The following is a 24279-nucleotide window of genomic DNA, read 5'->3' as shown; positions in this document are numbered from 1 at the left end:
GTTTTCATTTGGGCGATGCTTTTTCCTGCGCGTATCCGGCGGATCGTCGCGTGCGGGCGACGGCAGCCAGGGATTGCCTTACCGACCCTTGCCGCGCCGCTCGCGCAGCTACGCGCTGTGCCCGCGCAAACGCGCTTCATGCGCCCGTGCGCGTGACATCCGCCATCTCCCCATCGTGCGAATTGCCTACCTTTAACGGTCTTTATCCATCGATCGTCGCTCGACGGCTTTCGCAATAATTGATCTCAATGGGAAGCGGTATGTTGCCGGTCCGTTAGTCCGTTTACCTCATCGGGGGTCCAGCTTGAACATTCGTAAATTTATCGGTGCGACTAGTCGCGATGCTCTGCGTCTCGTCCGTGAAGCCCTCGGCGCAGACGCAGTCGTGTTGTCCAACCGTACGATGGACGACGGCAGCGTCGAAATCGTCGCGCTGGCCGACAGCGATCTCGCGTCCATCACGCCCAAGGCTCGCCAGGGCGCGAATGGCCAGGGCGCACCGATGAATACGGGCGCTGGACTGCCATCATTCGGCGCACCGCGTGCGCTGCCGCCGATGCAGGCGAATCCGTATGCGAGCAGCATGCCCGACGTGTTCTCGTCGGTGTTCGGCGCGAGCCCGGAAGCAGGCGCTGACGCGATGCCGCCGAGCTTGCCGGCCGGTCTGTCCGCGAATCTGCTGGCGAACGATGCGCCGCTGGGTGCTCCCGCAGCGATTCCTTCGACGATCCCTTCCGCCATCTCCGCAGCGATTGCCGCCGCCGCACCGGGCAACTCGCTGCCCGCCACGACCGCCAGCGCTACCCCAGTCCCGGTTCAACCGGTTCCGAGCGCCCGCGCAGCGGCCACGCGTCTGTCGGAAGACATGCGCGCCGACCTGCTGAAGGCGGCGGGTGTAGCGCCTTCGCCGGTCACCGCGACCGCCGATACCAACGCGCCGCGCACGATGGCCGAATCGAACCCCTGGCTGATCGACCATGCACGTCGCATCGCCGCAGACCAGCAACAGGAAGACGGCGCGCATAGCTCGCGTCCGTCGTCGATGACGCCGTCGGTCGCCACCGCGAAGGGCCTCGGCGCAGCAGTCGAAGTCAGCGCGGTCGCCACGCCGCCGGTCACCGGCCCGCAAGCCGCCGACACGCCCGAATGGGCCCGCGAAGCGGCGCAGGTCGCCGCCCGCCGCAACGCGCAGAAGATCGCGCCGATGCCGACCGTCGATGAAGCCCGCACGCCCGCAGCCGTCGCCGAAGCGATCAAGGCGCGCATGGAGCAGGTCGTCAACGACACCGTGATGAACGAACTGTCGTCGATGCGCGGCATGATGGAAGAACACTTTGCCGGTCTGCTGTGGGGCGATCGCCAGCGCCGCAGCCCGGCGCGCGCCGCGCTCACCAAGCACCTGTTCGCTGCTGGTTTTTCCGCGCAACTCGTGCAGATGATGGTCGACAACCTGCCTGCCGAAGTCGACAACATGGACGCCGGCATGGAGTGGGTTCGCACCGTGCTCGAATCGAACCTGCCGGTGATGGAAGACGAAGACGCGCTGATGGAGCGCGGCGGCGTGTTCGCGCTGATGGGCCCGACGGGCGTCGGCAAGACCACGACCACGGCGAAGCTCGCCGCGCGCTGCGTGATGCGCTTCGGCGCCAGCAAGGTCGCACTGCTGACCACCGACAGCTACCGGATCGGCGGCCACGAACAACTGCGCATCTTCGGCAAGATTCTCGGCGTGTCGGTTCACGCGGTGAAGGACGGAGCCGATCTGCAACTCGCGCTCTCCGAATTGCGCAACAAGCACATCGTGCTGATCGACACGATCGGCATGAGCCAGCGCGACCGTCTGGTCTCGGATCAGATTGCGATGCTGTGCCGCGCCGGTCAGCCGGTGCAGCGCCTGTTGCTGCTCAACGCAACGAGCCACGGCGACACGCTCAACGAAGTCGTGCAGGCCTATCAGCGCGCGCCGGATCAACAGCCGCTCGCCGGCTGCATCCTGACCAAGATCGACGAAGCCACCAACCTGGGCGGCGTGCTCGATACGGTGATCCGCTACAAGCTGCCGGTGCATTACGTGTCGACTGGTCAGAAGGTGCCGGAAAACCTGTACGTCGCCACGAAGAAATTTTTGATCAAGAGCGCGTTCTGCATACCGCGAGACAACTCGCCATTCGTGCCGCACGCCGACGATATTCCCGCGCTGCTCTCCGCGCTGTCCGCACGCTCGACCGCCGAACAGCACGAGGTCCGCTTTGGATAAGCTCATCTCGGATCAGGCAGAAGGACTGCGGCGACTGTTGACCCGCACCGGCGCACGCGTGATCGCGGTGACGGGCGGACCGGTGGGCGTCGGTTGCACGACGGTGGTCGTGAACCTCGCGGCAGCGCTTGCGCAGCAGGGCAAGGACGTGCTCGTGATCGACGAATGTGTGGGCGAGCGCTCGGTCAGCGCGCTGCTCGGCGGCTTGCGCGGCGCGGGCAATTTCGCTGCCGTGATGCGCGGCGAGATGACGCTCGACGATGCCGCCGCCCGTCATCCGCTCGGTTTTTCGGTGCTGGCGGCCTCGCGCGCCAATCGCGAAGGACACACGACGCAGCAATTCAACGTGCTGCTGGGCGGCACCGCCGACATCGTGCTGATCGACGCACAACTCGATGAACAGGGCCAGCTGTCGCCATTCGCGCGGCAGGCGCAGGACGTGATGGTCGTCGCGCGGATGTCGGCCCAGGCGATCACCGATGCGTACGCGTGCATGAAACGGTTGCACTTCGCGCACGCCATCGCGCAGTTCCGCGTGTTGGTCAATTACGTGCAGAGCGTGAACGACGCGCACACCATTTTCATGAATCTCGCCGGCGTGGCCGGGCGCTACCTGACGGTGGCGCTGGAAGACGCCGGTTGCATTGCCGCCGATGCGCGGATGGCGCGAGCCCAGGAGTTGTCGCGTTGTGTCGTCGATGCATTCCCGTCGACACCTGCCGCGCGCGACTTTCGGCACCTTGCCGCCGAATTGCAGTACTGGCCGATGCGGCCAGCGATGTCGTCGCAAACGCCCTGGCGGGCGCCTGCGACCGTTACAGCGGCGCAACACGCCGATCAACCGTCACCGCAGCACGCCTGAGAGGCGGCACGAGGACAAGGGGAGCACGATGTATAACGCTCAGGGAAAGATTTCCCAAGCCGAAGTTCTGACGAAGTACGCACCGCTGGTGCGTCGTCTCGGCTTGCAGATCGTCGCCAAGATGCCGGCGAGCGTCGATCTCGACGATCTTATCCAGGCCGGCATGATCGGATTGCTGGATGCGGCAGGGCGCTACAAGGAAGATCAGGGCGCGCAGTTCGAGACCTACGCGAGCCAGCGGATTCGCGGTGCGATGCTCGACGAATTGCGCAGTAACGACTGGTTGCCGCGCAGCTTGCGGCGCACGTCGCGTGAAGTCGAAACGGCGGTGCACAAGGTGGAGCAGAACCTGGGCCGTTCGGCGAGCGAAGCCGAGATTGCCGGGCAACTGCAAATGCCGCTCGACGAATATCAGTCGATGCTGCAGGACCTGCATGGCAGCCAGTTGATCTATTACGAAGACTTCGACCGTTCCGCCGACGACGAGCCGTTTCTCGACCGCTATTGCGTGGATCATTCCGATCCGCTCTCCGCGCTGCTCGACGACAGCCTGCGCTCGGCGCTGGTGGAAGCGATCGACCGCCTGCCGGATCGCGAGAAGCTGCTGATGTCGCTGTACTACGAACGCGGCATGAACTTGCGCGAAATTGGCGCGGTGATGGAAGTGAGCGAATCGCGGGTGTGCCAGTTGCACAGCCAGGCCGTAGCGCGTTTGCGCACTCGGCTGCGTGAAATGGCCTGGGCGAACGCCGAGGCAAACTGACGACTGGACAGTTGGTGTTCTGGCGCGATGCGCTCAACCCACTGTGTTGTTCATGCGTCAGCCATCTCGTGTTCCGCGGCGAGAGCGAGAAATGCGGAGCGCGACATGCCGCGCGCCTGCGCATATGTGTCGATCTCGTGGACCAGCACCTCGGGCAGCGAGATATTGATGCGGACTGCTTTCTTCAGCGCAGGAATATTGCGCGTGGTGACAAAGCCCCATGTGAACGCCGCGAACTCAGGATTACGCCGATGTTCGTCGAGCGTGCGCCGTTCGGGAATGGGCATGCCTTCGTCGAGCAAGGTGTCGAGATGCGCCTCGATGGCCTCTTTGGCGTTGGCGTAGGCTTCTTCAAGCGTGTCGCCCGCCGAGTGGCAACCCGGAATGTCGGGCACCACTACACCGAATGCGTGGCCTGAGTCGCCAGGCTCGATCGCGATCGGGAAAATCAAGTTCTTCATTTCAGGCCTGCCTGTTTCAGGATGCTGTTCAGGGTGCCGGGCGGCAGATCCCTTTTCGGATGCGGGATGGTCACGAGACCGGGTTTTACCGCGTGCCGGAAGTGATGGTGACTGCCCGATATGCGGATCAGACGCCAGCCATCGGTTTGAATCAGTTTGACGACCTCGGCGCTGTTCATGCGGTACTCCTCTTACTATACACACGATTACACACTCCTGCTAGTGGTTGGGGAGCCGCCGTCATGAGGTTCAGACACAGGAACCGGCTGACGGCGTGAAGCTCGACAGGTCTGTCATTTCAACGCGTCGCGCGTCTGTGCGCCAGCTAGCCGGATGGCTAATGCCGGGAGTCGTGGGGAGGGGAATTGAAAAACAGGTGGCCGAAAAAGCAAAAAGGCTCGTCAAAGACGAGCCTTTTTTTCGTTCAAACGAAGCAGATCAACTGGCCTGTAAAGCGGCGCGCAGGCGCCGCCCGGACCCGCCTCAGACAATCATCACACCTCGACTTGCGACGGAATCCGTCCGTCCGGGCCGTAGAAATTGGCTTTGCGCGGCACGTTTACCTGCAACGCGGCCAATGCCCGCTGGTTGTAGTCCATCCGAACGCGGATCAGCTCGCCGTTGCTGGTGTTCACGCGTCGCGCGCGGTCGGCCGCTTTTTGCAGCAGCGCCCATTGCTCGGCGACTCGCGTGTCGGTGCTGGCCGCCAGCTCCATGCCGGACCAGCCGGCCGGAAAACCCAGCTCGGCCAGTTGCGCGTCGCGCGCGGCTTCGAGCCTCGCGAGCACGCCGATCAGTTCCGTTTTCTTCTCGATGATCGGCGGCAATTGTTCGACCGGCGAGACCGCGGTCAACGCTCTGGTTTCGAGCGTCAAAATCGAGGCGAACGCCTCGACAGTCGAATATTCTTCGATGAGGGTGGCAAGCAGGGCGTCTTTCATCTCAACAACTCGCTAAACACGCCGGCTCGCGCACGATTCGCGAGCCGAGTTTGTCGAACGTCGCCGGCCACTTCACCACACTGCACTGTGTCGATTAGTTGCCGGTCGACGAGGTCTTGTTCTGCAACAGGTCGCGCGCCGTCTGCAACACGCCGTCGGCGATCTTGCTCGAATCGATCTGCAGCGTGCCATTCGCGATGGCCTGCTTGATCGACGCGACATGCGCGGTGTCGATGTCGCCGGAGCCGGACCCCGCCTGACTCAGCAGATGCTGCGACAAACCCGACAGGCTGACGCTCGCGTCGCCCGACGTGCTGCCCGCGGTTTGCGTCGCCGACGTCGCAGCACTCTGCGTGGTGTCGGCGCTCGCTGCGCTGGCGTCGCTCTGCTGGGAGCGGGACACGGCGTCTTTCAACGCCGGCAGATTCGAATTGGTTGTGGAATCGACTTTCACGATTGGCTTCCTGAACGATTTGATCCTGATAACGGCAACCGCTGATCAAAACTTTAGCGCAATCGCTCCACGCATTTCCTTGCTTCTCAACGCAATCTGGCCCTTTCGGCGGCTCGGCCGCCTGCGGGAAAGCCCGTTCCGCCGCCACGGCCTCAGCCAGCGTGCGATTCGGGGCGGCCAGACAGTTCACAGCTGAATCTCCACCGTCGCGCCATCGCGGACGATGCCCGAAATGATCTGGCCGTTCGCGGTTTTCACCCGGATCTGCTGACCCGGCGATGCGTTGTTCATCGCGCTGCCTTCCGCCGAAATCGAGAAGCCTTCGCCGGCTGCCACGACGCGCACGGTCTGGCCGATCGACACCGCCGACGCGCTCCTGAGCATGTCGCGGCGCAGCGGCATGCCGCCCGCGATCCGCGTCAGCGAAACCGAGCCGACGGCCTGCGACGGATCGGTAACGATGGCCTGCGGCAAGCCGGTCAGGTCGCCGTCGCGCGCGACGAGGTCGGCGGCGGTGAGCACTTCGCCCGCATTCATGGCGCGCGCGGCCAGGTAGTAAGTGGCATGCAGGGACACGCGTGCCTGCAGGTAGATGGTCCACGGGTGGCCGCCTGCGCAGCGCACGCCCACGGTCGTGCGGCCCCACATGCGCGCGCCCGTCGGCATGAACGGTTCGAGAGCCGTGCAGGCGGCGATGCCGCGCGGGAAAGCCGGTGCGACGGTGATATCGACCTTGCCGGGCAAACCGACTGCCTGCTGTTGCAGGAAAGCGAGAGCGGCCGTGTGAATGGCTTCCGGGTCCTGCTGGCCGGGCAGCGGCGCCGGTTGAGCGGCTGCGGCGGGCTGCTGCGCATCTGCCGGCGCAACGGCCGCTGCCACTGGGCGTACTGCGGCCGGCGCCTGTGATTTGGCGATTGCGGGACGGCTCGGCATCGCGGTTGCGATGGGCTTGCCGTTCGCGCTGAATTCGGGCGGCAGGCCGCGCGAAGCCAGGCTGTCGAAGCCGCCTTGGGGCGCGCTCGCGGCAACCGGCTGCGCGTTGGTCACGCCGGGCTGCGCCGGAGCGACCACGACCGGGACGACCGTCGTCGCCGTACGCGGGCTTTGCGCGGCATTGACGCGCGCCACGTTCATCGACGAACCCGGCGGCGGAATCGTCACGACGCCGTTGGCATCGGGCTTGAAATTGGTGCGGATCATGGCCGGCGCGGCAGCGGGTTCTCCCGCGCCCGGAATCACGATCGCGCCGTTCGAACCGGCCGCGCGCGAAAACGGATCGGCGTCGCGGTTCTGCGGCTCGCGTCCGGCCGTCTGTGCAGCGGCTGCGGCCAATGCGGTGGCGACCGCCGCGCGCTGCGCGGGCGTCGCCGCTGCCATCTTTTGCGCGATTTCGTTCAGCGCCGCCGGATTGTTCTCAGCCGGACCGGCGATCACGATCGGTCCGCTCGCTTCCTGAGCCTGCGTGTTGCCCGGCAGCAGCACGATGCCGCCCGCGACCCACAGCGCGACGCTTACCACCATCCGCGTCAGGAGGCGCGACGTGGCGCGCAGCGCCAGACGCGGCGCGACCCGCATGGTGCGTGCCGGCAGCGAGCCGCGCGAAGCACGCAAACCGGCACTCGCGCGATACGCCGTCGCGTGGCTCGCACGCTGCGGCAGATCGGAAGTGGGCTGGTCCATACGGTTCTCCATCGAATGCATCGGTACGCCTTGCATTCTAGAGAGCGCGCCCCAGCCGCAAACGTTGAATAGAAGCCCCCTTTCCCGGTTATTCGTCCGATTGCCGCTTGCGTTCGGCCCATAAGATGCACCTCATGCAAAAAGGCCTTCCCGGTCAATGCGATCCTCGAGCGAGGCGCGGGCGGGGACGCCTCGGGAACCTTCTCGGGAGATTTCTATGCTGGACAAACTCGATGCCGAATTCGCCTTTGGCCGCCAGGCGATGGATGTGCGCGCCTACCGCCAGGAGCTGCTGTCGTCGAATATCGCCAACGCCGATACCCCCGGGTATAAGGCGCGCGACGTCGACTTCGCCTCGTCGCTGGCCGGCGCGCTGAAAAAGACCGGCGGCAGCACCGCCGGCCAGGGCGCGTCGAACAATTCGACGCTGGTGATGACACAACCGGCGGGCGTGACGAGCGGCATGACGATGGTGTCGACGGAACCGGGCCACATGGCCGGCAAGGCCACGCTGACGGCAACCGGCGGCTCGCCCGACGACTACGGCAGCCTGCAATACCGCATTCCGACCCAGCCCGCGCTCGACGGCAACACGGTCGATATCGACACCGAGCGCGTTCAGTTCGCCGACAACACGCTGCACTACGAGTCCGGCATGACGGTGGTATCGAACCAGATCAAAACGATGCTCTCGGCGATCACGTCGGGCTCGTAAAAGACATGCAGAGCATGCAGTAACAGATACAGCAGCAAGCAAGCACAAATCGCTACGGGACTTAACTTGAGGCCGGGTCGAACCGGCAGGAGAGGTCAGGAAACCATGCCATCCCTGATGAATATTTTTGGTGTTGCCGGCTCCGCGATGTCAGCGCAGTCGCAACGGCTCAACGTGACGGCGTCGAATCTCGCCAACGCGGACAGTACCACCGGCCCGGACGGCCAGCCGTACAAGGCCAAGCAGGTCGTGTTCGCGGTCAGCCCGCTCGGCGGCGCGCGCAGCGCGTCCGGCCAGCAGGTCGGCGGGGTGCAGGTCACTGGCGTGGTCGACGATCCGTCGCCGATGAAAACGGCTTATGAACCCGGCAACCCGGCGGCCAACGCGGACGGTTACGTCACGCTGCCCAACGTCGACCCGGTGCAGGAAATGGTCAACATGATTTCGGCTTCGCGTTCCTATCAGGCCAACGTCGAGACGCTAAACACGGCCAAAACACTGATGCTGAAAACGCTCACGATCGGAACCTGAGGAGACTTACCTTGACCACCACTATTGGCAGCAGCGGCGCCACCGTTTCGCAGACCCTGCTCGACACGATGAACGGCACGAACAACGCGACGAGTGCCACCGGATCGAGCAGCAGCTCGTCCGGCACGTCGGCCGCCGACCTGCAGAACACCTTTCTTCAACTGCTCGTCGCGCAGTTGAAGAACCAGGACCCGACCAGCCCGATGGACAGCTCGCAGATGACTTCGCAGCTGGCCGAGATCAGCACGGTGCAGGGCATCAGCCAGCTGAATACGTCGCTGACTTCGCTGTCGACGCAACTCGCGGCCGGCCAGTCGTCGCAGGCCGCATTGCTGATCGGCAGCAGCGTGCTCGCGTCGGGCAGCACCATGACGGTTTCCAGCGGCAAGGCCAGCACCATCGGTGTCCAGCTTCCGGCCGCAGCGGACGACGTCACGCTCACGATCAAGAACTCGTCCGGCACGGTGGTCAACACGATCGACCTCGGCAAGCAGGCAGCGGGCGTCACACCGGTCGGCGTGACGGCGGTCGATTCGTCGGGCAACACGCTGGCCGACGGCACCTACACCTTTACCGTCAGCGCGACGGCGGGCGGCCAGCCTGCCACCGCGACGGCGCTCAGCGCGGCGACCGTGGAAAGCGTCGTGCAGCAGTCCGACGGCACCAGCGGTCTCGTGCTGTCGAACGGCTCGACGGTGCCGCTGACCGGCATCAACGCGATTCTCTAATTCCGAGTCACCAGTTAGTTACGACTTTCCAGATACGGAGTCATCATGAGTTACAACACAGGTCTGAGCGGTTTGTCCGCGGCGTCGAGCGATCTCGACGTGATCGGCAACAACATTGCCAACGCCAATACGGTCGGCTTCAAGAGCGGCACCGCTGAATTCGCCGACGTGTACGCCAGCTCCGTCGCTACCGCGGTGAACAACCAAGTCGGTATCGGCACGCAATTGAGCGGTGTGCAGCAGCAGTTCGCACAAGGCTCGTTCACCAGTACCGGCGCCGCGCTGAATGCCGCGATCAACGGCAACGGCTTCTTCCAGATGAACAACAACGGCACGCTGACGTATTCGCGTAACGGTGTGTTCCAGATGAACAAGGACGGCTACATCACCAACACGCAGGGCCTGGAGCTGATGGGCTATGCGGCGAATTCGGCAGGCATCATCAACACCGCGCAAACCGTGCCGCTGCAGATCCCGACCGGCGACATCGCACCGGTCGTGACGACCACGATCACCGGCTCGGGCCTGAACCTCGGCGCCCAGGACGACCTGATGTACGGCACGCCGACCGTGGCCGCCGGCACCACCAACAGCGGCTCGCTGACCACCACCGGCGCGGTCGTCACCAACGCGGCGGCGGGCACCAACACCGACAGCTACTCGGTCGATTTCACGAGCCCCACGACCTATAACGTCACCGACACGACGACCGGCGCGGTCACCGTCACCGGCGGCACGTACACCGCCGGCACGGCGATCACCCTCGGCAACGGCGAGACCATCGCGTTCAGCGGCACGCCGGCCACCGGCGACAGCTATGCGATCACCGCGCAGCCGATCGCGTTCAACCAGAACTCCAGCGCGACCTACAACGCCGCGACCAGCGTCACCGCGTACGACTCGCTCGGCGGCTCGCAGCAGGTCAACCTGTACTTCGCGAAGACCGGCTCCGGCACGTGGAACGTCTACGCAGGCACCTCGACCGGCACGGCTTCGCTGATCGGCGGCGCAACCTTCAATTCGTCGGGCGTGCTGACCGGCACGACGGACGCATCGGGTAATCCGACTGCAACGCCGCTCGCCTTCAACTTCACGGTTCCGAACACCGACGGCTCGAGCACGCCGCAAGCGTTAACGCTGAACGTGACCGGCATGACGCAGTACGGCGGCAGCGACAACGTCGCCGCGATGCAGGCCAACGGCAACAAGGCGGGCAGCCTGACCAATTTCTCGATCGACGCGTCCGGCAACGTGACGGGCACGTACTCGAACGGCGCGACGGCCCTGCTCGGGCAGATCGCACTGGCCAACTTCACGAACCCGAACGGTCTCGTCGACCTCGGCAACAACGAATACGGTCAGACGCTGGCGTCGGGCCAGGCGCAGATCGGCACGCCGGGCACCAACCAGCTCGGCAGCCTGGTGCCGGGTGAAACCGAAGATTCGAACGTCGATCTGACCGGGGCGCTGGTCGACCTGATCACGGCGCAACGCAACTATCAGGCGAACGCGCAGACGATCAAGACCCAGCAGACCGTCGACCAGACCCTGATCAACCTGTAACCGAACGGGAGCCATCATGGATCGGCTGATTTACACCGCGATGTCGGGCAGCGCCCAGGCGCTCGAACAACAAGCCATCGTTGCGAACAACCTCGCGAACGCCTCGACCACGGGCTTTCGCGCGCAGCTCGAAACGTTCCGTGCCGTGCCGATGTCGTTCGGCGACGGCAGCTCGATCAACGACAACACCACCCGCACGTTCGTGCTGTCGTCGACGCCGGGCGCGGACTACACACCGGGGCCGATCCAGCAGACGGGCAATCCGCTCGACGTGGCAATCCAGGGGCCGGGATGGCTCGCGGTGCAAACCACCGACGGCGGCGAGGCTTATACGCGCGCCGGCAATCTGCACATCGACGAAAACGGGCAACTGGTGAACGCCACCAATCAGGTGGTGCTCGGCAACGGCGGCCCGGTGTCGGTGCCGCCGGGCGCGGAAATCACCATCGGCAAGGACGGCACGGTGTCCGCACTGACGCCGGGCGATCCGCCGACGGCCGTGGTGACGATCGATCAGCTGAAGCTGGTGAATCCCGATCCGCAAACCATGACGCGCGGTGACGACGGCCTGTTTCGTACCGCCGACGGCAATCCCGCCGACGCCGATCCGGCCGTGACGGTCGCGCCGGCGTCGCTGGAAGGCAGCAACGTGAATCCGGTCAGCGCGATGGTCTCGATGATCACCAACGCGCGGCAGTTCCAGATGCAGACCAAGCTGCTGGAGAACGCGGACAAGAACGACCAGTCCGCGAACGAGCTGCTCAGCTTCAGCTGACGGGCCGTGTTGGGATAGCAGTTTTTGCATGGGACGGGGGTAAGCGCTGAAGCGCCCGCTCACGTCGACAGCTTTGCATGGGGTGGCACCAGGCGCTAAAGCGCTAAACGCCACCCACAAAGGAGAAACATAGTGAATCGCTCGCTCTACATCGCCGCTACCGGCATGAACGCGCAACAGTCGCAGATGGACGTCATCTCGAACAACCTCGCGAACGTCAGCACCAACGGCTTCAAGGGCTCGCGCGCGGTGTTCGAGGATCTGCTGTATCAGACCATCCGTCAGCCGGGCGCGAATTCGACGCAGCAAACCGAATTGCCGTCGGGTATCCAGCTCGGCACGGGTGTGCAACAGGTCGCCACCGAGCGTCTGTACACCCAGGGCAACCTGCAGCAAACCGGCAACTCGAAGGACCTCGCGATCAACGGCCAGGGCTTCTTCCAGGTGCAGATGCCCGACGGCACCACCGCCTACACGCGCGACGGCTCGTTCCAGACCAACGCGCAGGGCCAGCTGGTCACGTCGAGCGGCTATCAGGTGCTGCCGGCCATCACGATCCCGACCAACGCGACCTCGCTGACGGTCGGCAGCGACGGCTCGGTGTCGATCACCGTCGCCGGTTCGACCAACACGCAGCAGCTCGGCACGATGCAGCTCGCGACCTTCATCAACCCGGCCGGTCTGGATGCGAAGGGCGAGAACCTGTTCTCGGAAACGGCTTCGTCGGGCGCGCCGAACATCGCGCAACCGGGCCTGAACGGCGCGGGCACGCTGAATCAGGGTTATGTGGAAGCCTCGAACGTCAACGTGGTGCAGGAACTGGTGAACATGATCCAGACCCAGCGCGCCTACGAAATCAACAGCAAGGCCGTGACCACGTCCGACCAGATGCTGCAGACCCTCAGCCAGATGTCGGTTTGAGCGGCAGGGAATTAAAGGCGGTAATCATGATGTCGCACATCTCTCGCATCCCGGTTCATTCGCGCACCGCTCAGGCGCTGGTGCAGCTCACGCTGCTCGCCGCGCTGGGCGGCTGCGGCCTCGTGCCGAAGCAGCCGATCACGCAACAACCGATGACGGCCGTCCCGCCGATGCCGCCGCAAATGCAGGCACCCGGTTCGATCTTCAATCCGGGCTACGCGGGCCGACCGCTGTTCGAAGACCAGCGGCCGCGCAATGTGGGCGACATCATCACGATCGTGATTGCCGAAAACATCAACGCGACCAAGTCGTCAGGCGCGAATGCCAACCGCTCGGGCAGCACCGCCATGGCCGTGCCGACCGCAGGCTTTCTCAGCGGCCTGTTCAGCAAGGCCAATCTGAGCGCGAACGGCAGCAATGTGTTCGCGGGCACCGGCGGCGCGAATGCGTCGAACACGTTCAACGGCACGATCACAGTGACGGTGACGGGCGTGCAGCCGAACGGCAACCTGACGGTCAGCGGCGAAAAACAGATGCTGATCAATCAGGGTAACGAATTCGTGCGCTTCTCCGGCGTGGTCAATCCGAACACGATTTCCAGCCTGAACGCGGTGTATTCCACCCAGGTGGCCGACGCGAAAATCGAGTACTCGGCCAAGGGTTATCTCGACGAAGCCGAGAACATGGGCTGGCTGCAACGCTTCTTCCTTAACGTGTCGCCGTGGTGATCATGCGTATCGTCTCTCTTCGCCGCGCTGTTCACGCTGTTTCGACTGCGGGCTTCGCTGTCCGTCGCGCGGCTTCCCGGACCGCACGCTCGCTCGCGTTCGTCGCGCTGGCCTGCGCCGCGCTGCCCGCCGTGACCGTCACGCCCGCGCATGCCGAACGGCTGAAAGACCTCGTGCAGATCCAGGGCGTGCGTGACAACCCGCTGATCGGCTACGGCCTCGTGGTCGGCCTCGACGGCACGGGCGACCAGACCACCCAGACACCGTTCACCACGCAGACGCTCGCCAACATGCTGGCGAACCTCGGCATCTCGATCAACAACCAGGCGGCGGGTTCGAGCAGTTCGACATCGTCGCTGTCGAACATCCAGTTGAAGAACGTCGCCGCGGTGATGGTGACGGCGGTGCTGCCGCCGTTCGCGCGTCCGGGCGAGCAGATCGACATTACCGTTTCTTCGCTCGGCAACGCGAAGAGCCTGCGCGGCGGTACGCTGCTGCTTACGCCGCTCAAGGGCGCGGACGGCCAGGTGTACGCGCTCGGGCAGGGCAATATGGCTGTGGGCGGCGCCGGTGCGAGCGCCAACGGCAGCAAGGTGCAGGTCAATACGCTGGCAGCGGGCCGGATTGCGGGCGGCGCGATCGTCGAACGCGCGGTGCCGACGTCGGTGTCGCAGGCTGGCACGATGCAGCTCGACCTCAATGACATGGATTACGACACCACGCAGCGCGTCGTCTCGGCGGTGAACAACGCGTTCGGCAGCGGCACGGCGATGGCACTCGACGGCCGCACGATCCAGTTGCGCGCGCCGACCGATCCGCAGCAGCAGGTGATGTTCATGGCGCAATTGCAGAATCTCGACGTCAAGCCGGCGCAGGCTGCCGCGAAGGTGATCCTGAACGCGCGCACCGGCTCGATCGTGATGAACCAGATGGTCACGTTGCAGACCTGCGCGGTGGCGCACGGCAATCTGTCGGTGGTCATCAACACGCAACCGGTAGTCAGCCAGCCGGGTGCGTTCTCGAACGGCCAGACCGTGGCCGCGCGTCAGTCTCAGATTCAGATGAAGCAGGACAACGGCGCACTGAAAATGGTGACGGCCGGCGCGAACCTGGCCGATGTAGTAAAGGCTCTCAATGCACTCGGTGCGACGCCTGCGGATCTGATGTCGATCCTGCAGGCCATGAAGGCGGCGGGCGCGTTGCGCGCCGACCTGGAAATCATCTAAGGAAGACGCCAGATGAATTCGGATACGACCAATACCGCGAACGACCTGACCAACCGGTTTGCACTCGACGTGCAGGGTTTTGGCGCGCTGAGCGCGCAGGCCAAGGCGTCGCCGCAAGCCGGCATGAAGATGGCCGCCCAGCAATTCGACGCCGTGTTCACGCAGATGATGCTGAAAAGCATGCGCGATGCGACGCCGCAGGACGGCCCGTTCGACTCCCACGACAGCGCGACCTTCACGTCGATGATGGATCAGCAGATGTCGCAGGAGCTGTCGAAGAAGGGCATCGGCGTGGCCGATGCCATGCTCAAGCAGTTGATGCGCAATCAGGGCATGCAGGTTGGCGGCGCAAGCGGTGCCGGCGGGGCGAACAGCCTGGCCAGCATGGCCAACGCGCTCGGCGGCGGCAGTAGCGCCGGCGGTGGCGACGAAGGTCAGACCGCCGCGCTGAACGCGCTCGCGAAAGCCTACGGCAACGCCCAGGCCAACGGTCAGCTGGCGATGGGCAAGCCCTACACGGGCAATAGCTCGCTGACGCCGCCGTTGCGCGGCGACGGCAGCTCGTCGAAAGTCGACGCGTTCGTCGACAAGCTGGCCGCGCCCGCTCAGGCCGCCAGCGCCGCGACGGGTATTCCGGCGCGCTTCATCATCGGTCAGGCCGCGCTCGAATCGGGCTGGGGCAAGAGCGAGATCAAGAAGGCGGACGGCTCGACCAGCCACAACGTGTTCGGCATCAAGGCGACAAAGGACTGGACCGGCAAGACGGTGTCCACGGTCACGACCGAATACGTGAACGGCAAGCCGCAGCGCACGGTCGAGAAATTCCGCGCGTACGACTCGTATCAGGAAGCGATGACCGACTACGCGAGCGTGCTCAAGAGCAACCCGCGTTACGCGCAGGTGCTGAATTCGTCGCGCGACGTGGCGGGTTTCGCGAACGGCATGCAGCGCGCGGGCTACGCAACCGACCCGCATTACGCGAAAAAATTGCTGTCGATCATGCAGAAGATGGCCTGAACGGCCATCCGAACGGGACGCGCCGCTCAGGCCGGTTCGCTACGAGGCGAAGCGCGGCGTGCGCCCGAAGTTGTCCAGATTCCAGGCTGAATCCATGCACGCGACGGGGCCAGGTGCATAACAAGACGGACGAGGCCGGTCGCCCAGCGGCGACCGGCCCAGCCGCGTGAAGGCGGAGCACGGTTTAACGTTTGCGGCAAATATTTCATTACACGCCCCTAAATTTTGGCTGGGCGCTGCCGCTAATCAGTTAGATCTGATACCGGAAAAGCGCTGTAACGTCCGGTTGAATGCGTGTGCCGCGGCCTTGAAACAGACCGTTCGAAGGCCCCGGCAGGAGCCCTCGGCACGCGCCCGCAAGAACATGCATACCGGCAAGCCCATGGATATGAACCAGTCGAACGGCCAACGCGACATGCAGGCCCACGTGCACGTATCACAAGACGAAGGGGCCAATGATTTCGGCCGTCGAAATCCGCTGGAAATCGGCGTTCAGTTGCGCAATCTCGTCAATCGGGGCGATTTCCTCACCGTCGAATATCCGGGCGGGCAGCTAGTCACGCGCCTGCTCGACGTCGACGTGCGCGGCCGCACTTTCACCTTCGATTGGGGCGGCGTCTCCAATCAGAACTCCGGCCTGCTGGCCGCGCCCCGCTGTAAATTCCACGCGGCGCCCGACGGCGTGCGCGTCGAGTTCTCGGTCAGCACGCCGCGCGAGACGAAGTTCGAGGGCATGCCCGCGTTCGAAGCCGATTTCCCCGATGTGCTGTTCTACGTGCAGCGCCGCGAGTATTTCCGCGTCGATGCGCCGGTTCTCGATCCGTACGTGTGTACGGGCCGGTTCCCCGATGGCGCGTCGTTCCGCTTTGAAGTGCACGATCTGTCGCTGGGCGGCGTCGGCATGCGCACGGCCGACGTGCGCGTCGCCGAATTGCCGATGGGCATGCGTTTCGAAGATTGCGAGCTGGTGCTGGGCGCGCTCGGGCGGTTGTCGCTCGATCTGCAACTGGTGTCGCACCGCGCGACGGCGCTGCCGAACGGCACGCAGCGCTATCAACTCGGTTTCCGTTTTCTGACGCTGCCGGGCAGTGCCGAAAACACATTGCAGCGCCTGATCACGCAACTCGAAATGAAGCGCCGTTCACTGGTGCGCTGAACCGGCGCGCAAACAGGTGCGCTGAGGCATCGAATACATCGGAATGGCCCTCAATTTTCTGTGCGGGGGGCCGTTAAACAATTTATTCAGTAACTCGGCGGCATGTGTGTGATGTCGCCCTTCAGGATGACGCATGTCGGGCAATCTCATATCTATCGGCCTCAGCGGACTTAATGCAGCCCAGTGGGGTTTGACGACGACTGGTGAGAACATCAGCAACGCGTCGACCGCCGGCTACTCAGTGGAAACGCCGGTCTATTCGGAAACGGCCGGCACCTACACCGGTTCGGGCTATCTGCCGATGGGCGTCTCCACGACCACCGTGCAGCGCTCGTACAGCCAGTATCTGGCGACCCAGCTCAACAACGCGCAATCGACCAGTGGCTCGCTGACCGCGTACAACACGATGATCACGCAGCTCAATAACCTGGTCGGCAGCCCGACCACGGGGATTGCGAGCGCCATCAACAGCTATTTCACCGGTTTGCAGAACGTCGCCAACGACGCGTCGGACACCGCCACGCGGCAGACCGCCGTCAGCGATGCGCAGACCCTCGCCGACCAGATCAATGCGGCCGGCGCGCAATACGACAGCCTGCGCTCGAGCGTCAACACGCAGATGAGCAACGCGGTCACGCAGATCAACACGTACACCGCGCAGATCGCTTCGCTGAACAGCCAGATTCTCTCGGCCAGCAACCAGGGCCAGACGCCGAACCAGTTGATGGACCAGCGCGACGAAGCCGTGTCGAACCTGTCGCAGCTGATCGGCGTGCAGACAGTGCAGGCCAGCAACGGCAGCTATAGCGTGTACATGTCGAATGGCCAGCCGCTGGTGTCCGCGGACAACAGCTTTGCGCTGGGCACTGCGACGTCGACGACCGATCCGACCGAAGTGTCGGTGACCTATCTCGGCCAGGTCGGCGCGAAGCCGACACCGACGCCGCAGACGTTGTCCGACAGCCAGTTGTCCGGCGGCACGCTGGGCGGTCTCGCGGAATTCCGTTCGCAAACGCTCGATCCGGCCGAAGCGCAACTTGGCGCTATCGCCACCAGCTTTGCCGCGCAGGTGAACGCGCAGAACGAACTGGGCATCACGCTGAACGGCTCGGCCGGTGGCGCGCTGTTCACGGTCGGCACACCGCAGGTCAACGCGAGCACGCAGAACACCGGCAATGCAACGGTGAGCGCGACTTTCGCGGACGCGACCCAGCCGACCACCGGCGACTACACGCTTGCCTATAACGGCACTACCTACACGCTGACCGACAATTCGACCGGCTCCGTGGTGGGCTCCGCACTGGATCTCACCAAACCGATCGACGGCCTGCAATTCTCGAGCACCGGCACGATGCAACCGGGCGACTCGTTCGAAGTCCTGCCCACACGCGGCGCGCTGAACGGCTTTGCGCTGGCGACCACGTCGCCGTCGGCAATCGCCGCTGCGGCGCCGGTGCTGGCTTCGGCGTCGGCAGCGAATACGGGCAGCGCGCAGATCACCCAGGGCACGGTGACGGCGGGCTACACCGCACCGACCACCGCGTCGACGATCACGTACACCGCCGGCACGGGCCTCACCGGTTTCCCGCTGGATTCCACAGTGACGGTGGCAGGACCGCCGTCCCAGTCGTACAACATCACGTCGTCGACGACGGCGGTGCCTTACACGGCTGGCTCGGGCGCGACGCTGACGATCACGAATCCGACCAATTCGACCAGCGCCGCCAGCATGAACAATGTGACGGTCACGATCAGCGGTACGCCGGCCGACGGCGACTCGTTCACGATCGGACCGAACACCGGCGCGGCCAGCGACGGCCGCAACGCACAGTTGCTGTCGAACCTGACGTCGGCGCAGTCGCTCGGCGGCGGCACGTCCACGCTGACGCAGGCGTACGCGAACTACGTCAACACGATCGGCAACCAGACGACGCAGATCCAGAGTTCGAGCACCGCGCAAACCGCGCTCGTCACGCAGATCACGACCGCGCAGCAGTCGGTGTCGGGCGTCAACATCAATGAGGAAGCAGCCAACCTGCTTCAATATCAGCAGCTCTATCAGGCGAACAGCAAGGTGATCCAGACTGCTCAGACCCTGTTCTCGACGTTGCTCGGCATCTTCTCGTAAGGCGTTAAACCATGCGTATCTCAAGCCAGCAGTACTTCAGCATGAACGTCTCGACAATGAGTGACCAGCAGGCCCAGTTGTCGCAGATCTATCAGGAAATCTCGAGCGGCGTCTCGCTGAGCACGCCCGCCGACAATCCGCTCGGCGCGGCTCAGGCCGTGCAGCTTAGTTCGACGGCGACGGCGCTGTCGCAATACACGACCAACCAGAACACGGCGTTGTCGTCGTTGCAGGCCGAAAGCTCGACGCTCAGCAACGTGCTGACCACGCTGCAAAGCGCCAACACGGCTGCACTGAGCGTCGGCAGCGGTATCCTGAACGACACCAACCGCACGGCCATCGCATCGCAGTTGACGAGCCTGCGCGACCAGTTGCTGACCTACGCGAACGCCACCGACAGCGCGGGCAACTCGCTGTTCTCCGGCTTCCAGAACACCACCACGGCGTTCACGACCAATGCGAGCGGCGCTGTCGTCTATTCGGGCGACACCGGCACGCGTGCGGTGCAGGTCACGGGCAGCAATGCGGTCGCGACGAGCGACAACGGCGCGGCGGTGTTCATGAGCGTCAGCGCGACCAATGCCGAGCCGATCGCGGCGGGCAATTCGGCCAACACCGGCACGGGCGTGATCGGTTCGGTGACGGTGAACGACCCGACCAACGCGGCGAATGCGGACTCGTATCAGATCGCGTTCAGCGGCAGCGGCTCGACGCTGTCGTACACGATCACCGATACGACGACCGGCGTGGCAGGCACGGCGACGCCTTACACGGAAGGCTCCGACATTACGATGGGCGGCCAGACGGTGGCGATCACCGGCACGCCGGCGGCGGGCGACCAGTTCACGGTGCAGCCGGCCAATTCGGCAGGCACCGATGTATTCGCGAATCTGAACGCGATGATCGCCGCGTTGCAGAATCCGACGACGGGCAACCCGGCTGCGCAGGCAACCCTGCAAAACGCGATGAACACGGGTCTGTCGCAACTGGCGAACACGCTGAGCAATGTGACGGCGGTGCAGGCGTCGGTGGGTGGTCGCGCGCAGGAAGTGACGGCGCTGCAAACCGTCACGCAGACCAACTCGCTGCAAACGCAAAGCAATCTCGCGGATCTGACCTCGGTCGACATGGTCTCGACGATCAGCAAGTACACGTTGCAGCAGGCCGCGTTGCAGGCTTCGCAGCAGGCGTTCGTGCAGATCCAGAACATGTCGCTGTTCCAGTACATCAACAGCTGATGGATTGCGCGGACGCTGTCCGCGCAGATGTCAAAAAAGCCGGCGCGAGCCGGCTTTTTTATGGCATGCAGCGGAGCAACGGCGCATGCGAACCCGCGAAAGCCTGTCAGTCTATTTCAACCCCGCCGCGACCCGGCCCATCTCGTCGATACCCATGTCGAACAGATGAACGAAGTACGGGATCATGTTCGGCAGCATCAGTTGCACGAGCAGCAGACCGACCAGCATGGTCAGCGGAAAGCCGATCTGGAATACGCCGATCTGCGGCGCGGCGCGGTTCAGGATGCCGAGCGCGAGGTTGGCGATCAGCAGCGCGACGACCACCGGCAGCGCCAGCAGCAAGCCCGACGAGAAGATCGAGCCGCCCCAGTTGGCGAGCGTCTGCCAGCCGTGCGGCGCAAGCAGATTGGCCGACACCGGCACCGACTGGAACGTGGCGACCAGCGCGGCCAGCATCTGCAAATGACCGTCGACGGCGAGAAATACCAGCATCGCGATTGTCGTCATGTAGCGCGAGATCACCACGCCCGAACCGGTCGACTGCTGATCGAAGAAGGTCGCAAAACCCAGCCCCATGCCGAGGCCGATGAAGTAGCCGCTCGCGTCGATCGCCTGAAACGTTATCTGCATCGTCACGCCGAGTGCAATGCCGATCAGGAACTGGTTGACGAGAATCCACACGCCGTCCGCGGAAAACACCGTCACCTGCGGCAATGCGCCGATGGTCGGCGCGACGATCAGCGTGGTGAAGGCGGCGAGGCCGACCTTCACGCGCATCGGCATCGAGACGTTGCTGAGGATCGGCGCGGTGCCGATCAGCGCCGCAATGCGCGCGAACGGCCACAGGAAGGCGGTCAGCCAGGCGTTCAGTTGAGCGTAGGTGACCGTGAACATGAGAGGGCGGGCGGGGGCGGCGGCAAGCCGCTCAGTTGACGAGCGTCGGAATGCTGGTGAGCGTGTGACGCAGGTAGTCGAGCATGGTCGTCAACATCCACGGACCGGCGATCACCATCGTGACAGCGATCGCCAGCAGCTTCGGAATGAACGACAGCGTGGATTCGTTGATCTGCGTGGCGGCCTGGAACAGGCTCACCACGAGGCCGACCACCAGCGCGACCAGCAGGAGCGGAGCTGCCAGCACCAGGCCGACGTACATCGCCTGGTGGGCCAGCGTCATGACTGATTCGGGTGTCATGGTGAATTTCGCCGGGAAGGTTGAAGGGTTAAACGAAGGGATTAAACGAAGCTCTGCGCGAGCGAGCCGAGCAGCAACTGCCAGCCGTCGACCAGCACGAACAGCATCAGTTTGAACGGCAGCGAGATGGTGGAGGGCGACACCATCATCATCCCCATCGACATCAGCACGCTCGCCACCACCATGTCGATGATGAGAAACGGGATGAAGATCGTGAAGCCGATCGTGAAGCCGGTTTTCAGCTCGCTGGTCACGAAAGACGGCACCAGCAGCGACAGCGGCACGTCTTCCGGGCCCTGCATCGGCGCGGCGTGCGAGATGCGGGCAAACAGCGCGAGATCGCTTTCGCGGGTCTGACGCAGCATGAAGGTCTTGAACGGCGCAACGCCACGCGAGACCGCCTGATCCATCGAAATCGTGCCGTCGGAGAACGGCTTGTAGCCGTCGTTGTAGGCCTTGTCGAGCACCGGCGACATCACGAACAGCGTGAGGAACAGCGCAAGACCGACCAGCACCTGGTTAGGCGGCGTGGTGGTCGTGCCGAGCGCCTGGCGCAGCAGCGACAGCACGATGATGATGCGCGTGAAACTCGTCATCATCAGCACCATCGCGGGCAGGAACGACAGCATCGTGAGCAGCAGCATCGTCTGCACGCTCAGCGAATAGGTCGTGCCGCCGTTCGGGCCGGGACTCGTGTTGAACGCCGGCAAACCGGCGGTTTGTGCGAACGACAGCGTCGGCAACACCAGCAGCAGCGCCGGCATCACAATCAGCAGAAGCGGGGCGACGCGGCGCAACACGGCCATGACTGTCGACGCTGCCTGCGAGCCGCCGGTGACGCCATGGTTGCGCATGGCACGCGCGGATTGAAAACTGAACTGCAGCATTACCGGTCCCCGCCGCCTTGCGCGTTGAAACGTTTGCCAACTTCGCCTTTCAGCGCGTCGCGAAAGCGTTGTCCGAAGGTGCCGGGCAACGCTGCGCCCTGCGGCGACTGTCCGCCGATCGAAACCGCATCCGCCGAAGCGGAGCCGGCCGGCATGGTGTGCAGCAGCCGCACATTGCCGGGCGCCGCGCCGAGCACGAGCCACGTATCGCCGATCTCGACGACCGCGACACGCTCCTTGCCACCAAGCGATGCCCCGCCGATGGTCTTCACCAGACCGCCGCGACTGCCCGGCTGCAAGCCGAAGCGTCGTGCGAGCCACGCGCAGCCGAACACCACCGCGATCACGATCAGCAGACCGACCACCGTCTGCAGCACCGCGCCGACGCCGAGCGCCGGGACAGCCGTGCCCGCGCCGACACCCGACGCGATTTTCGCGGCGTTGTTGACCGCGTTGAGGTCGGCGGCCCGCGCGGCTAGCGGTGCGAAAAGCGCTGCCGGTGAGATCGCCGTGAAAGCGACGCGCAGCAGCACAGTGGAGATATCGCGCGAAACGTTCGGCATGGCGCGACCGGCAACGCGTTTCATCGATTCAACTTCCGGATACGTTCAGACGGCGTGATGATGTCGGTCAGACGGATACCGAACTTGTCGTTCACCACCACCACTTCGCCCTGGGCGATCAGGCAGCCGTTCACCAGCACGTCCATCGGTTCACCGGCCATGCCGTCCAGTTCCACCACCGAACCCTGCGCGAGTTGCAGCAGGTTGCGGATCGCGATCTTCGTGCGGCCGAGTTCGACGGTCATCTGGACGGGAATGTCCAGGATCATGTCGATGTCGTTGCGCGTCGAGGTCGGCTCGACCTTCGACAGCGGCTGGAACACACCCGCCGTCGAGGCGCTGACTTCCGGGTTGTCGTTCTGTTCGGCGAGTGCGCTGGCCCAGTCGGCCATTGCGTCGTCGTCTTCCGTACTGACCGCACCGGCGGCCAGTTGCGGCTCACCTGCGGCCGCTTCGGCTTCGGGTTTTGCGTTCAGGTCACTCATATCCACCTTCCTTCATCGTGTCGGCTGCGCTGATCATTTTCTGGACCCGCAACGCGTACTGACCATTGAAAATTCCGTAGCCGCACTCCATCACCGGCACACCGTCGACTTTCGCGGTGATGTGCTCGGGGATGTTGATCGGCAGAACATCGCCTTTGCGCATGTTCAGGATCTGCTCGAACGTGACCGGCACTTGCGCCAGATCGGCGGTCAGTTCCACTTCGGCTGCCTGCACCTGCTGCGACAGCACCCGCACCCAGCGGCGGTCCACGTCCATCGCCTCGCCCTGGATCGGCGACGACAACTCGGCGCGGATCGGCTCGATCATCGAGTACGGCATGCAGATGTGCAGCGTGCCGCCGGTCGTGCCGAACTCGATCGAGAACTGCGTGACGATGACGATTTCGTTCGGCGTCGCGACGTTCGCGAACTGCGTGTGCATTTCCGAACGCATGTATTCGAACTGCAACGGCTTCACGCTTTTCCACGACGCCGTGTAGTGCTCGAACGTCAGATTGAGCAGCTTCATGATGATGCGCTGCTCGGTCGCCGTGAAATCGCGCCCTTCGACCCGCGTATGGAAACGCCCGTCGCCGCCGAACAGGTTGTCGACCACGAAGAACACCAGGTTCGGGTCGAACACGAACAGCGACGTGCCGCGCAGCGGCTTCACGTGGACCAGGTTCAGGTTGGTCGGGATCGGCAGGTTGCGGGTAAATTCGCTGTACTTCTGCACCTTCACCGGGCCGACGGAGATTTCCGCCGAACGACGCATGAAGTTGAAGATGCCGACGCGCAACAGACGCGCGAAGCGGTCGTTGATGATTTCGAGGCCGGGCATCCGGCCGCGAACGATCCGTTCCTGCGTCGCGATGTTGTAGGGGCGTACGCCCTGGCCGTCGTTTTGCTCGGCAACCGAGTCGGACTCGCCAGTGACGCCCTTGAGGAGGGCATCGACCTCCTCCTGGGACATGAACTCTTCGTGGCCCATTGCTTATTCCTCGT

General features: G+C 64.2%; 26 protein-coding genes. 15 read left to right on the top strand and 11 right to left on the bottom strand.

What is annotated here, in order from left to right:
- Positions 1 to 304 precede the first annotated feature (304 nt).
- From flhF to BLS41_RS00655, 3 genes are read left to right on the top strand one after another with little or no spacing between them, the layout of a single operon-like run.
- Positions 305 to 2257 carry a flagellar biosynthesis GTPase FlhF gene (gene flhF, locus BLS41_RS00665; protein WP_074762475.1) on the top strand — a complete coding sequence of 651 codons (1953 nt, stop codon included), beginning with the start codon at positions 305 to 307 and terminating at the stop codon, positions 2255 to 2257.
- Positions 2250 to 3119 (top strand): MinD/ParA family ATP-binding protein, encoded by an 870-nt coding sequence (locus BLS41_RS00660; protein WP_074762474.1) that lies wholly within the window; start codon positions 2250 to 2252, stop codon positions 3117 to 3119. Before flhF ends, BLS41_RS00660 begins: the two co-directional genes overlap by 8 nt.
- Positions 3120 to 3147: 28 nt before the next feature.
- Positions 3148 to 3882 carry an RNA polymerase sigma factor FliA gene (locus BLS41_RS00655; RefSeq protein ID WP_074762473.1) on the top strand — a complete coding sequence of 245 codons (735 nt, stop codon included), beginning with the start codon at positions 3148 to 3150 and terminating at the stop codon, positions 3880 to 3882.
- 50 nt (positions 3883 to 3932) lie between these two features.
- Here BLS41_RS00655 and BLS41_RS00650 read toward each other — a convergent pair whose 3' ends face one another.
- The 5 genes from BLS41_RS00650 to flgA all read right to left on the bottom strand — a co-directional run bounded on the left by BLS41_RS00650 (position 3933) and on the right by flgA (position 7418).
- Positions 3933 to 4343: a type II toxin-antitoxin system HicB family antitoxin gene (locus BLS41_RS00650; RefSeq protein ID WP_074762472.1), complete on the bottom strand. Its 411-nt coding sequence runs from the start codon at positions 4341 to 4343 to the stop codon at positions 3933 to 3935.
- Complete coding sequence (locus BLS41_RS00645; RefSeq protein ID WP_074762471.1) at positions 4340 to 4522, bottom strand: type II toxin-antitoxin system HicA family toxin; 183 nt, start codon at positions 4520 to 4522, stop codon at positions 4340 to 4342. The genes BLS41_RS00650 and BLS41_RS00645 overlap by 4 nt, the downstream gene beginning before the upstream one ends.
- 315 nt (positions 4523 to 4837) lie before the next feature.
- Positions 4838 to 5284, bottom strand: a complete 447-nt coding sequence (locus tag BLS41_RS00640; RefSeq protein ID WP_074762470.1) for a flagella synthesis protein FlgN — start codon at positions 5282 to 5284, stop codon at positions 4838 to 4840.
- A gap of 94 nt (positions 5285 to 5378) precedes the next feature.
- A complete protein-coding gene (flgM, locus tag BLS41_RS00635; protein ID WP_074762469.1) occupies positions 5379 to 5738 on the bottom strand; it encodes a flagellar biosynthesis anti-sigma factor FlgM in 360 nt (119 codons plus the stop codon).
- A 186-nt stretch (positions 5739 to 5924) separates the two neighbouring features.
- The gene (flgA, locus tag BLS41_RS00630; protein ID WP_074762468.1) at positions 5925 to 7418 is read right to left on the bottom strand and encodes a flagellar basal body P-ring formation chaperone FlgA; all 1494 of its coding nucleotides are present in this window, start codon (positions 7416 to 7418) and stop codon (positions 5925 to 5927) included.
- A gap of 217 nt (positions 7419 to 7635) precedes the next feature.
- Between flgA and flgB the strand changes: the two genes are divergently transcribed.
- The 12 genes from flgB to flgL all read left to right on the top strand — a co-directional run bounded on the left by flgB (position 7636) and on the right by flgL (position 20144).
- A complete protein-coding gene (gene flgB / locus BLS41_RS00625; protein WP_074762467.1) occupies positions 7636 to 8133 on the top strand; it encodes a flagellar basal body rod protein FlgB in 498 nt (165 codons plus the stop codon).
- A 105-nt stretch (positions 8134 to 8238) separates the two neighbouring features.
- Entirely contained in the window at positions 8239 to 8664 is a 426-nt protein-coding gene (gene flgC, locus BLS41_RS00620; protein WP_074762466.1) for a flagellar basal body rod protein FlgC, read from the top strand.
- A gap of 11 nt (positions 8665 to 8675) precedes the next feature.
- The gene (locus BLS41_RS00615) at positions 8676 to 9392 is read left to right on the top strand and encodes a flagellar hook assembly protein FlgD (RefSeq protein WP_253189596.1); all 717 of its coding nucleotides are present in this window, start codon (positions 8676 to 8678) and stop codon (positions 9390 to 9392) included.
- 45 nt (positions 9393 to 9437) lie between these two features.
- A complete protein-coding gene (locus tag BLS41_RS00610) occupies positions 9438 to 10955 on the top strand; it encodes a flagellar hook protein FlgE (protein ID WP_074762464.1) in 1518 nt (505 codons plus the stop codon).
- Between the two features lie 16 nt (positions 10956 to 10971).
- A complete protein-coding gene (gene flgF, locus BLS41_RS00605; protein WP_074762463.1) occupies positions 10972 to 11730 on the top strand; it encodes a flagellar basal-body rod protein FlgF in 759 nt (252 codons plus the stop codon).
- Positions 11731 to 11862: 132 nt separating this feature from the next.
- Positions 11863 to 12651, top strand: a complete 789-nt coding sequence (flgG, locus tag BLS41_RS00600) for a flagellar basal-body rod protein FlgG (RefSeq protein WP_074762462.1) — start codon at positions 11863 to 11865, stop codon at positions 12649 to 12651.
- A 29-nt stretch (positions 12652 to 12680) separates the two neighbouring features.
- Complete coding sequence (flgH, locus tag BLS41_RS00595) at positions 12681 to 13379, top strand: flagellar basal body L-ring protein FlgH (protein WP_074766180.1); 699 nt, start codon at positions 12681 to 12683, stop codon at positions 13377 to 13379.
- Positions 13380 to 13381: 2 nt separating this feature from the next.
- Entirely contained in the window at positions 13382 to 14605 is a 1224-nt protein-coding gene (locus BLS41_RS00590) for a flagellar basal body P-ring protein FlgI (RefSeq protein WP_253189595.1), read from the top strand.
- A 12-nt stretch (positions 14606 to 14617) separates the two neighbouring features.
- Positions 14618 to 15622, top strand: coding sequence for a flagellar assembly peptidoglycan hydrolase FlgJ (gene flgJ, locus BLS41_RS00585; protein WP_074762461.1), 1005 nt, complete (start codon positions 14618 to 14620; stop codon positions 15620 to 15622).
- A gap of 415 nt (positions 15623 to 16037) precedes the next feature.
- Positions 16038 to 16778, top strand: coding sequence for a flagellar brake protein (locus BLS41_RS00580; RefSeq protein WP_074766176.1), 741 nt, complete (start codon positions 16038 to 16040; stop codon positions 16776 to 16778).
- A gap of 133 nt (positions 16779 to 16911) precedes the next feature.
- Positions 16912 to 18906 (top strand): flagellar hook-associated protein FlgK, encoded by a 1995-nt coding sequence (flgK, locus tag BLS41_RS00575; RefSeq protein ID WP_074762460.1) that lies wholly within the window; start codon positions 16912 to 16914, stop codon positions 18904 to 18906.
- 11 nt (positions 18907 to 18917) lie between these two features.
- The gene (gene flgL, locus BLS41_RS00570; RefSeq protein WP_074762459.1) at positions 18918 to 20144 is read left to right on the top strand and encodes a flagellar hook-associated protein FlgL; all 1227 of its coding nucleotides are present in this window, start codon (positions 18918 to 18920) and stop codon (positions 20142 to 20144) included.
- Between the two features lie 111 nt (positions 20145 to 20255).
- On the opposite strand, the gene fliR is transcribed toward flgL, so the two are convergent.
- The 6 genes from fliR to fliM are packed head-to-tail and all read right to left on the bottom strand — an operon-like array spanning position 20256 to position 24265.
- Positions 20256 to 21038, bottom strand: a complete 783-nt coding sequence (gene fliR, locus BLS41_RS00565) for a flagellar biosynthetic protein FliR (RefSeq protein ID WP_074762458.1) — start codon at positions 21036 to 21038, stop codon at positions 20256 to 20258.
- Between the two features lie 31 nt (positions 21039 to 21069).
- A complete protein-coding gene (fliQ, locus tag BLS41_RS00560) occupies positions 21070 to 21339 on the bottom strand; it encodes a flagellar biosynthesis protein FliQ (protein WP_074762457.1) in 270 nt (89 codons plus the stop codon).
- A gap of 41 nt (positions 21340 to 21380) precedes the next feature.
- A complete protein-coding gene (fliP, locus tag BLS41_RS00555; RefSeq protein WP_074766174.1) occupies positions 21381 to 22223 on the bottom strand; it encodes a flagellar type III secretion system pore protein FliP in 843 nt (280 codons plus the stop codon).
- 2 nt (positions 22224 to 22225) lie between these two features.
- Positions 22226 to 22813, bottom strand: coding sequence for a flagellar biosynthetic protein FliO (gene fliO, locus BLS41_RS00550; RefSeq protein ID WP_143026191.1), 588 nt, complete (start codon positions 22811 to 22813; stop codon positions 22226 to 22228).
- Positions 22810 to 23274: a flagellar motor switch protein FliN gene (gene fliN, locus BLS41_RS00545; protein ID WP_074762456.1), complete on the bottom strand. Its 465-nt coding sequence runs from the start codon at positions 23272 to 23274 to the stop codon at positions 22810 to 22812. The genes fliO and fliN overlap by 4 nt, the downstream gene beginning before the upstream one ends.
- Positions 23267 to 24265 carry a flagellar motor switch protein FliM gene (gene fliM, locus BLS41_RS00540; protein ID WP_074762455.1) on the bottom strand — a complete coding sequence of 333 codons (999 nt, stop codon included), beginning with the start codon at positions 24263 to 24265 and terminating at the stop codon, positions 23267 to 23269. Before fliM ends, fliN begins: the two co-directional genes overlap by 8 nt.
- Positions 24266 to 24279 lie beyond the last annotated feature (14 nt).

This window comes from Paraburkholderia fungorum (assembly GCF_900099835.1).
In the GTDB taxonomy this organism is placed as follows: domain Bacteria; phylum Pseudomonadota; class Gammaproteobacteria; order Burkholderiales; family Burkholderiaceae; genus Paraburkholderia; species Paraburkholderia fungorum_A.
Note: the sequence above shows the minus strand (reverse complement) of the source record. Positions and strands in the feature narration are given on the sequence as shown.

Excerpts from the sequence above, each read along its gene's own strand:
- BLS41_RS00610 (WP_074762464.1), top strand. The coding sequence starts at position 9,438 with ATGAGTTACAACACAGGTCTGAGCGGTTTGTCCGCGGCGTCGAGCGAT.
- flgB (WP_074762467.1), top strand. The coding sequence starts at position 7,636 with ATGCTGGACAAACTCGATGCCGAATTCGCCTTTGGCCGCCAGGCGATG.
- BLS41_RS00645 (WP_074762471.1), bottom strand. The coding sequence starts at position 4,522 with ATGAACAGCGCCGAGGTCGTCAAACTGATTCAAACCGATGGCTGGCGT.
- BLS41_RS00580 (WP_074766176.1), top strand. The coding sequence starts at position 16,038 with ATGCAGGCCCACGTGCACGTATCACAAGACGAAGGGGCCAATGATTTC.
- fliM (WP_074762455.1), bottom strand. The coding sequence starts at position 24,265 with ATGGGCCACGAAGAGTTCATGTCCCAGGAGGAGGTCGATGCCCTCCTC.
- BLS41_RS00640 (WP_074762470.1), bottom strand. The coding sequence starts at position 5,284 with ATGAAAGACGCCCTGCTTGCCACCCTCATCGAAGAATATTCGACTGTC.
- flgL (WP_074762459.1), top strand. The coding sequence starts at position 18,918 with ATGCGTATCTCAAGCCAGCAGTACTTCAGCATGAACGTCTCGACAATG.
- BLS41_RS00590 (WP_253189595.1), top strand. The coding sequence starts at position 13,382 with ATGCGTATCGTCTCTCTTCGCCGCGCTGTTCACGCTGTTTCGACTGCG.
- fliQ (WP_074762457.1), bottom strand. The coding sequence starts at position 21,339 with ATGACACCCGAATCAGTCATGACGCTGGCCCACCAGGCGATGTACGTC.
- flgA (WP_074762468.1), bottom strand. The coding sequence starts at position 7,418 with ATGGACCAGCCCACTTCCGATCTGCCGCAGCGTGCGAGCCACGCGACG.
- fliR (WP_074762458.1), bottom strand. The coding sequence starts at position 21,038 with ATGTTCACGGTCACCTACGCTCAACTGAACGCCTGGCTGACCGCCTTC.
- flgJ (WP_074762461.1), top strand. The coding sequence starts at position 14,618 with ATGAATTCGGATACGACCAATACCGCGAACGACCTGACCAACCGGTTT.
- flgK (WP_074762460.1), top strand. The coding sequence starts at position 16,912 with ATGTCGGGCAATCTCATATCTATCGGCCTCAGCGGACTTAATGCAGCC.
- BLS41_RS00655 (WP_074762473.1), top strand. The coding sequence starts at position 3,148 with ATGTATAACGCTCAGGGAAAGATTTCCCAAGCCGAAGTTCTGACGAAG.
- BLS41_RS00650 (WP_074762472.1), bottom strand. The coding sequence starts at position 4,343 with ATGAAGAACTTGATTTTCCCGATCGCGATCGAGCCTGGCGACTCAGGC.
- fliN (WP_074762456.1), bottom strand. The coding sequence starts at position 23,274 with ATGAGTGACCTGAACGCAAAACCCGAAGCCGAAGCGGCCGCAGGTGAG.
- flgH (WP_074766180.1), top strand. The coding sequence starts at position 12,681 with ATGTCGCACATCTCTCGCATCCCGGTTCATTCGCGCACCGCTCAGGCG.
- flgF (WP_074762463.1), top strand. The coding sequence starts at position 10,972 with ATGGATCGGCTGATTTACACCGCGATGTCGGGCAGCGCCCAGGCGCTC.
- flgC (WP_074762466.1), top strand. The coding sequence starts at position 8,239 with ATGCCATCCCTGATGAATATTTTTGGTGTTGCCGGCTCCGCGATGTCA.
- fliO (WP_143026191.1), bottom strand. The coding sequence starts at position 22,813 with ATGAAACGCGTTGCCGGTCGCGCCATGCCGAACGTTTCGCGCGATATC.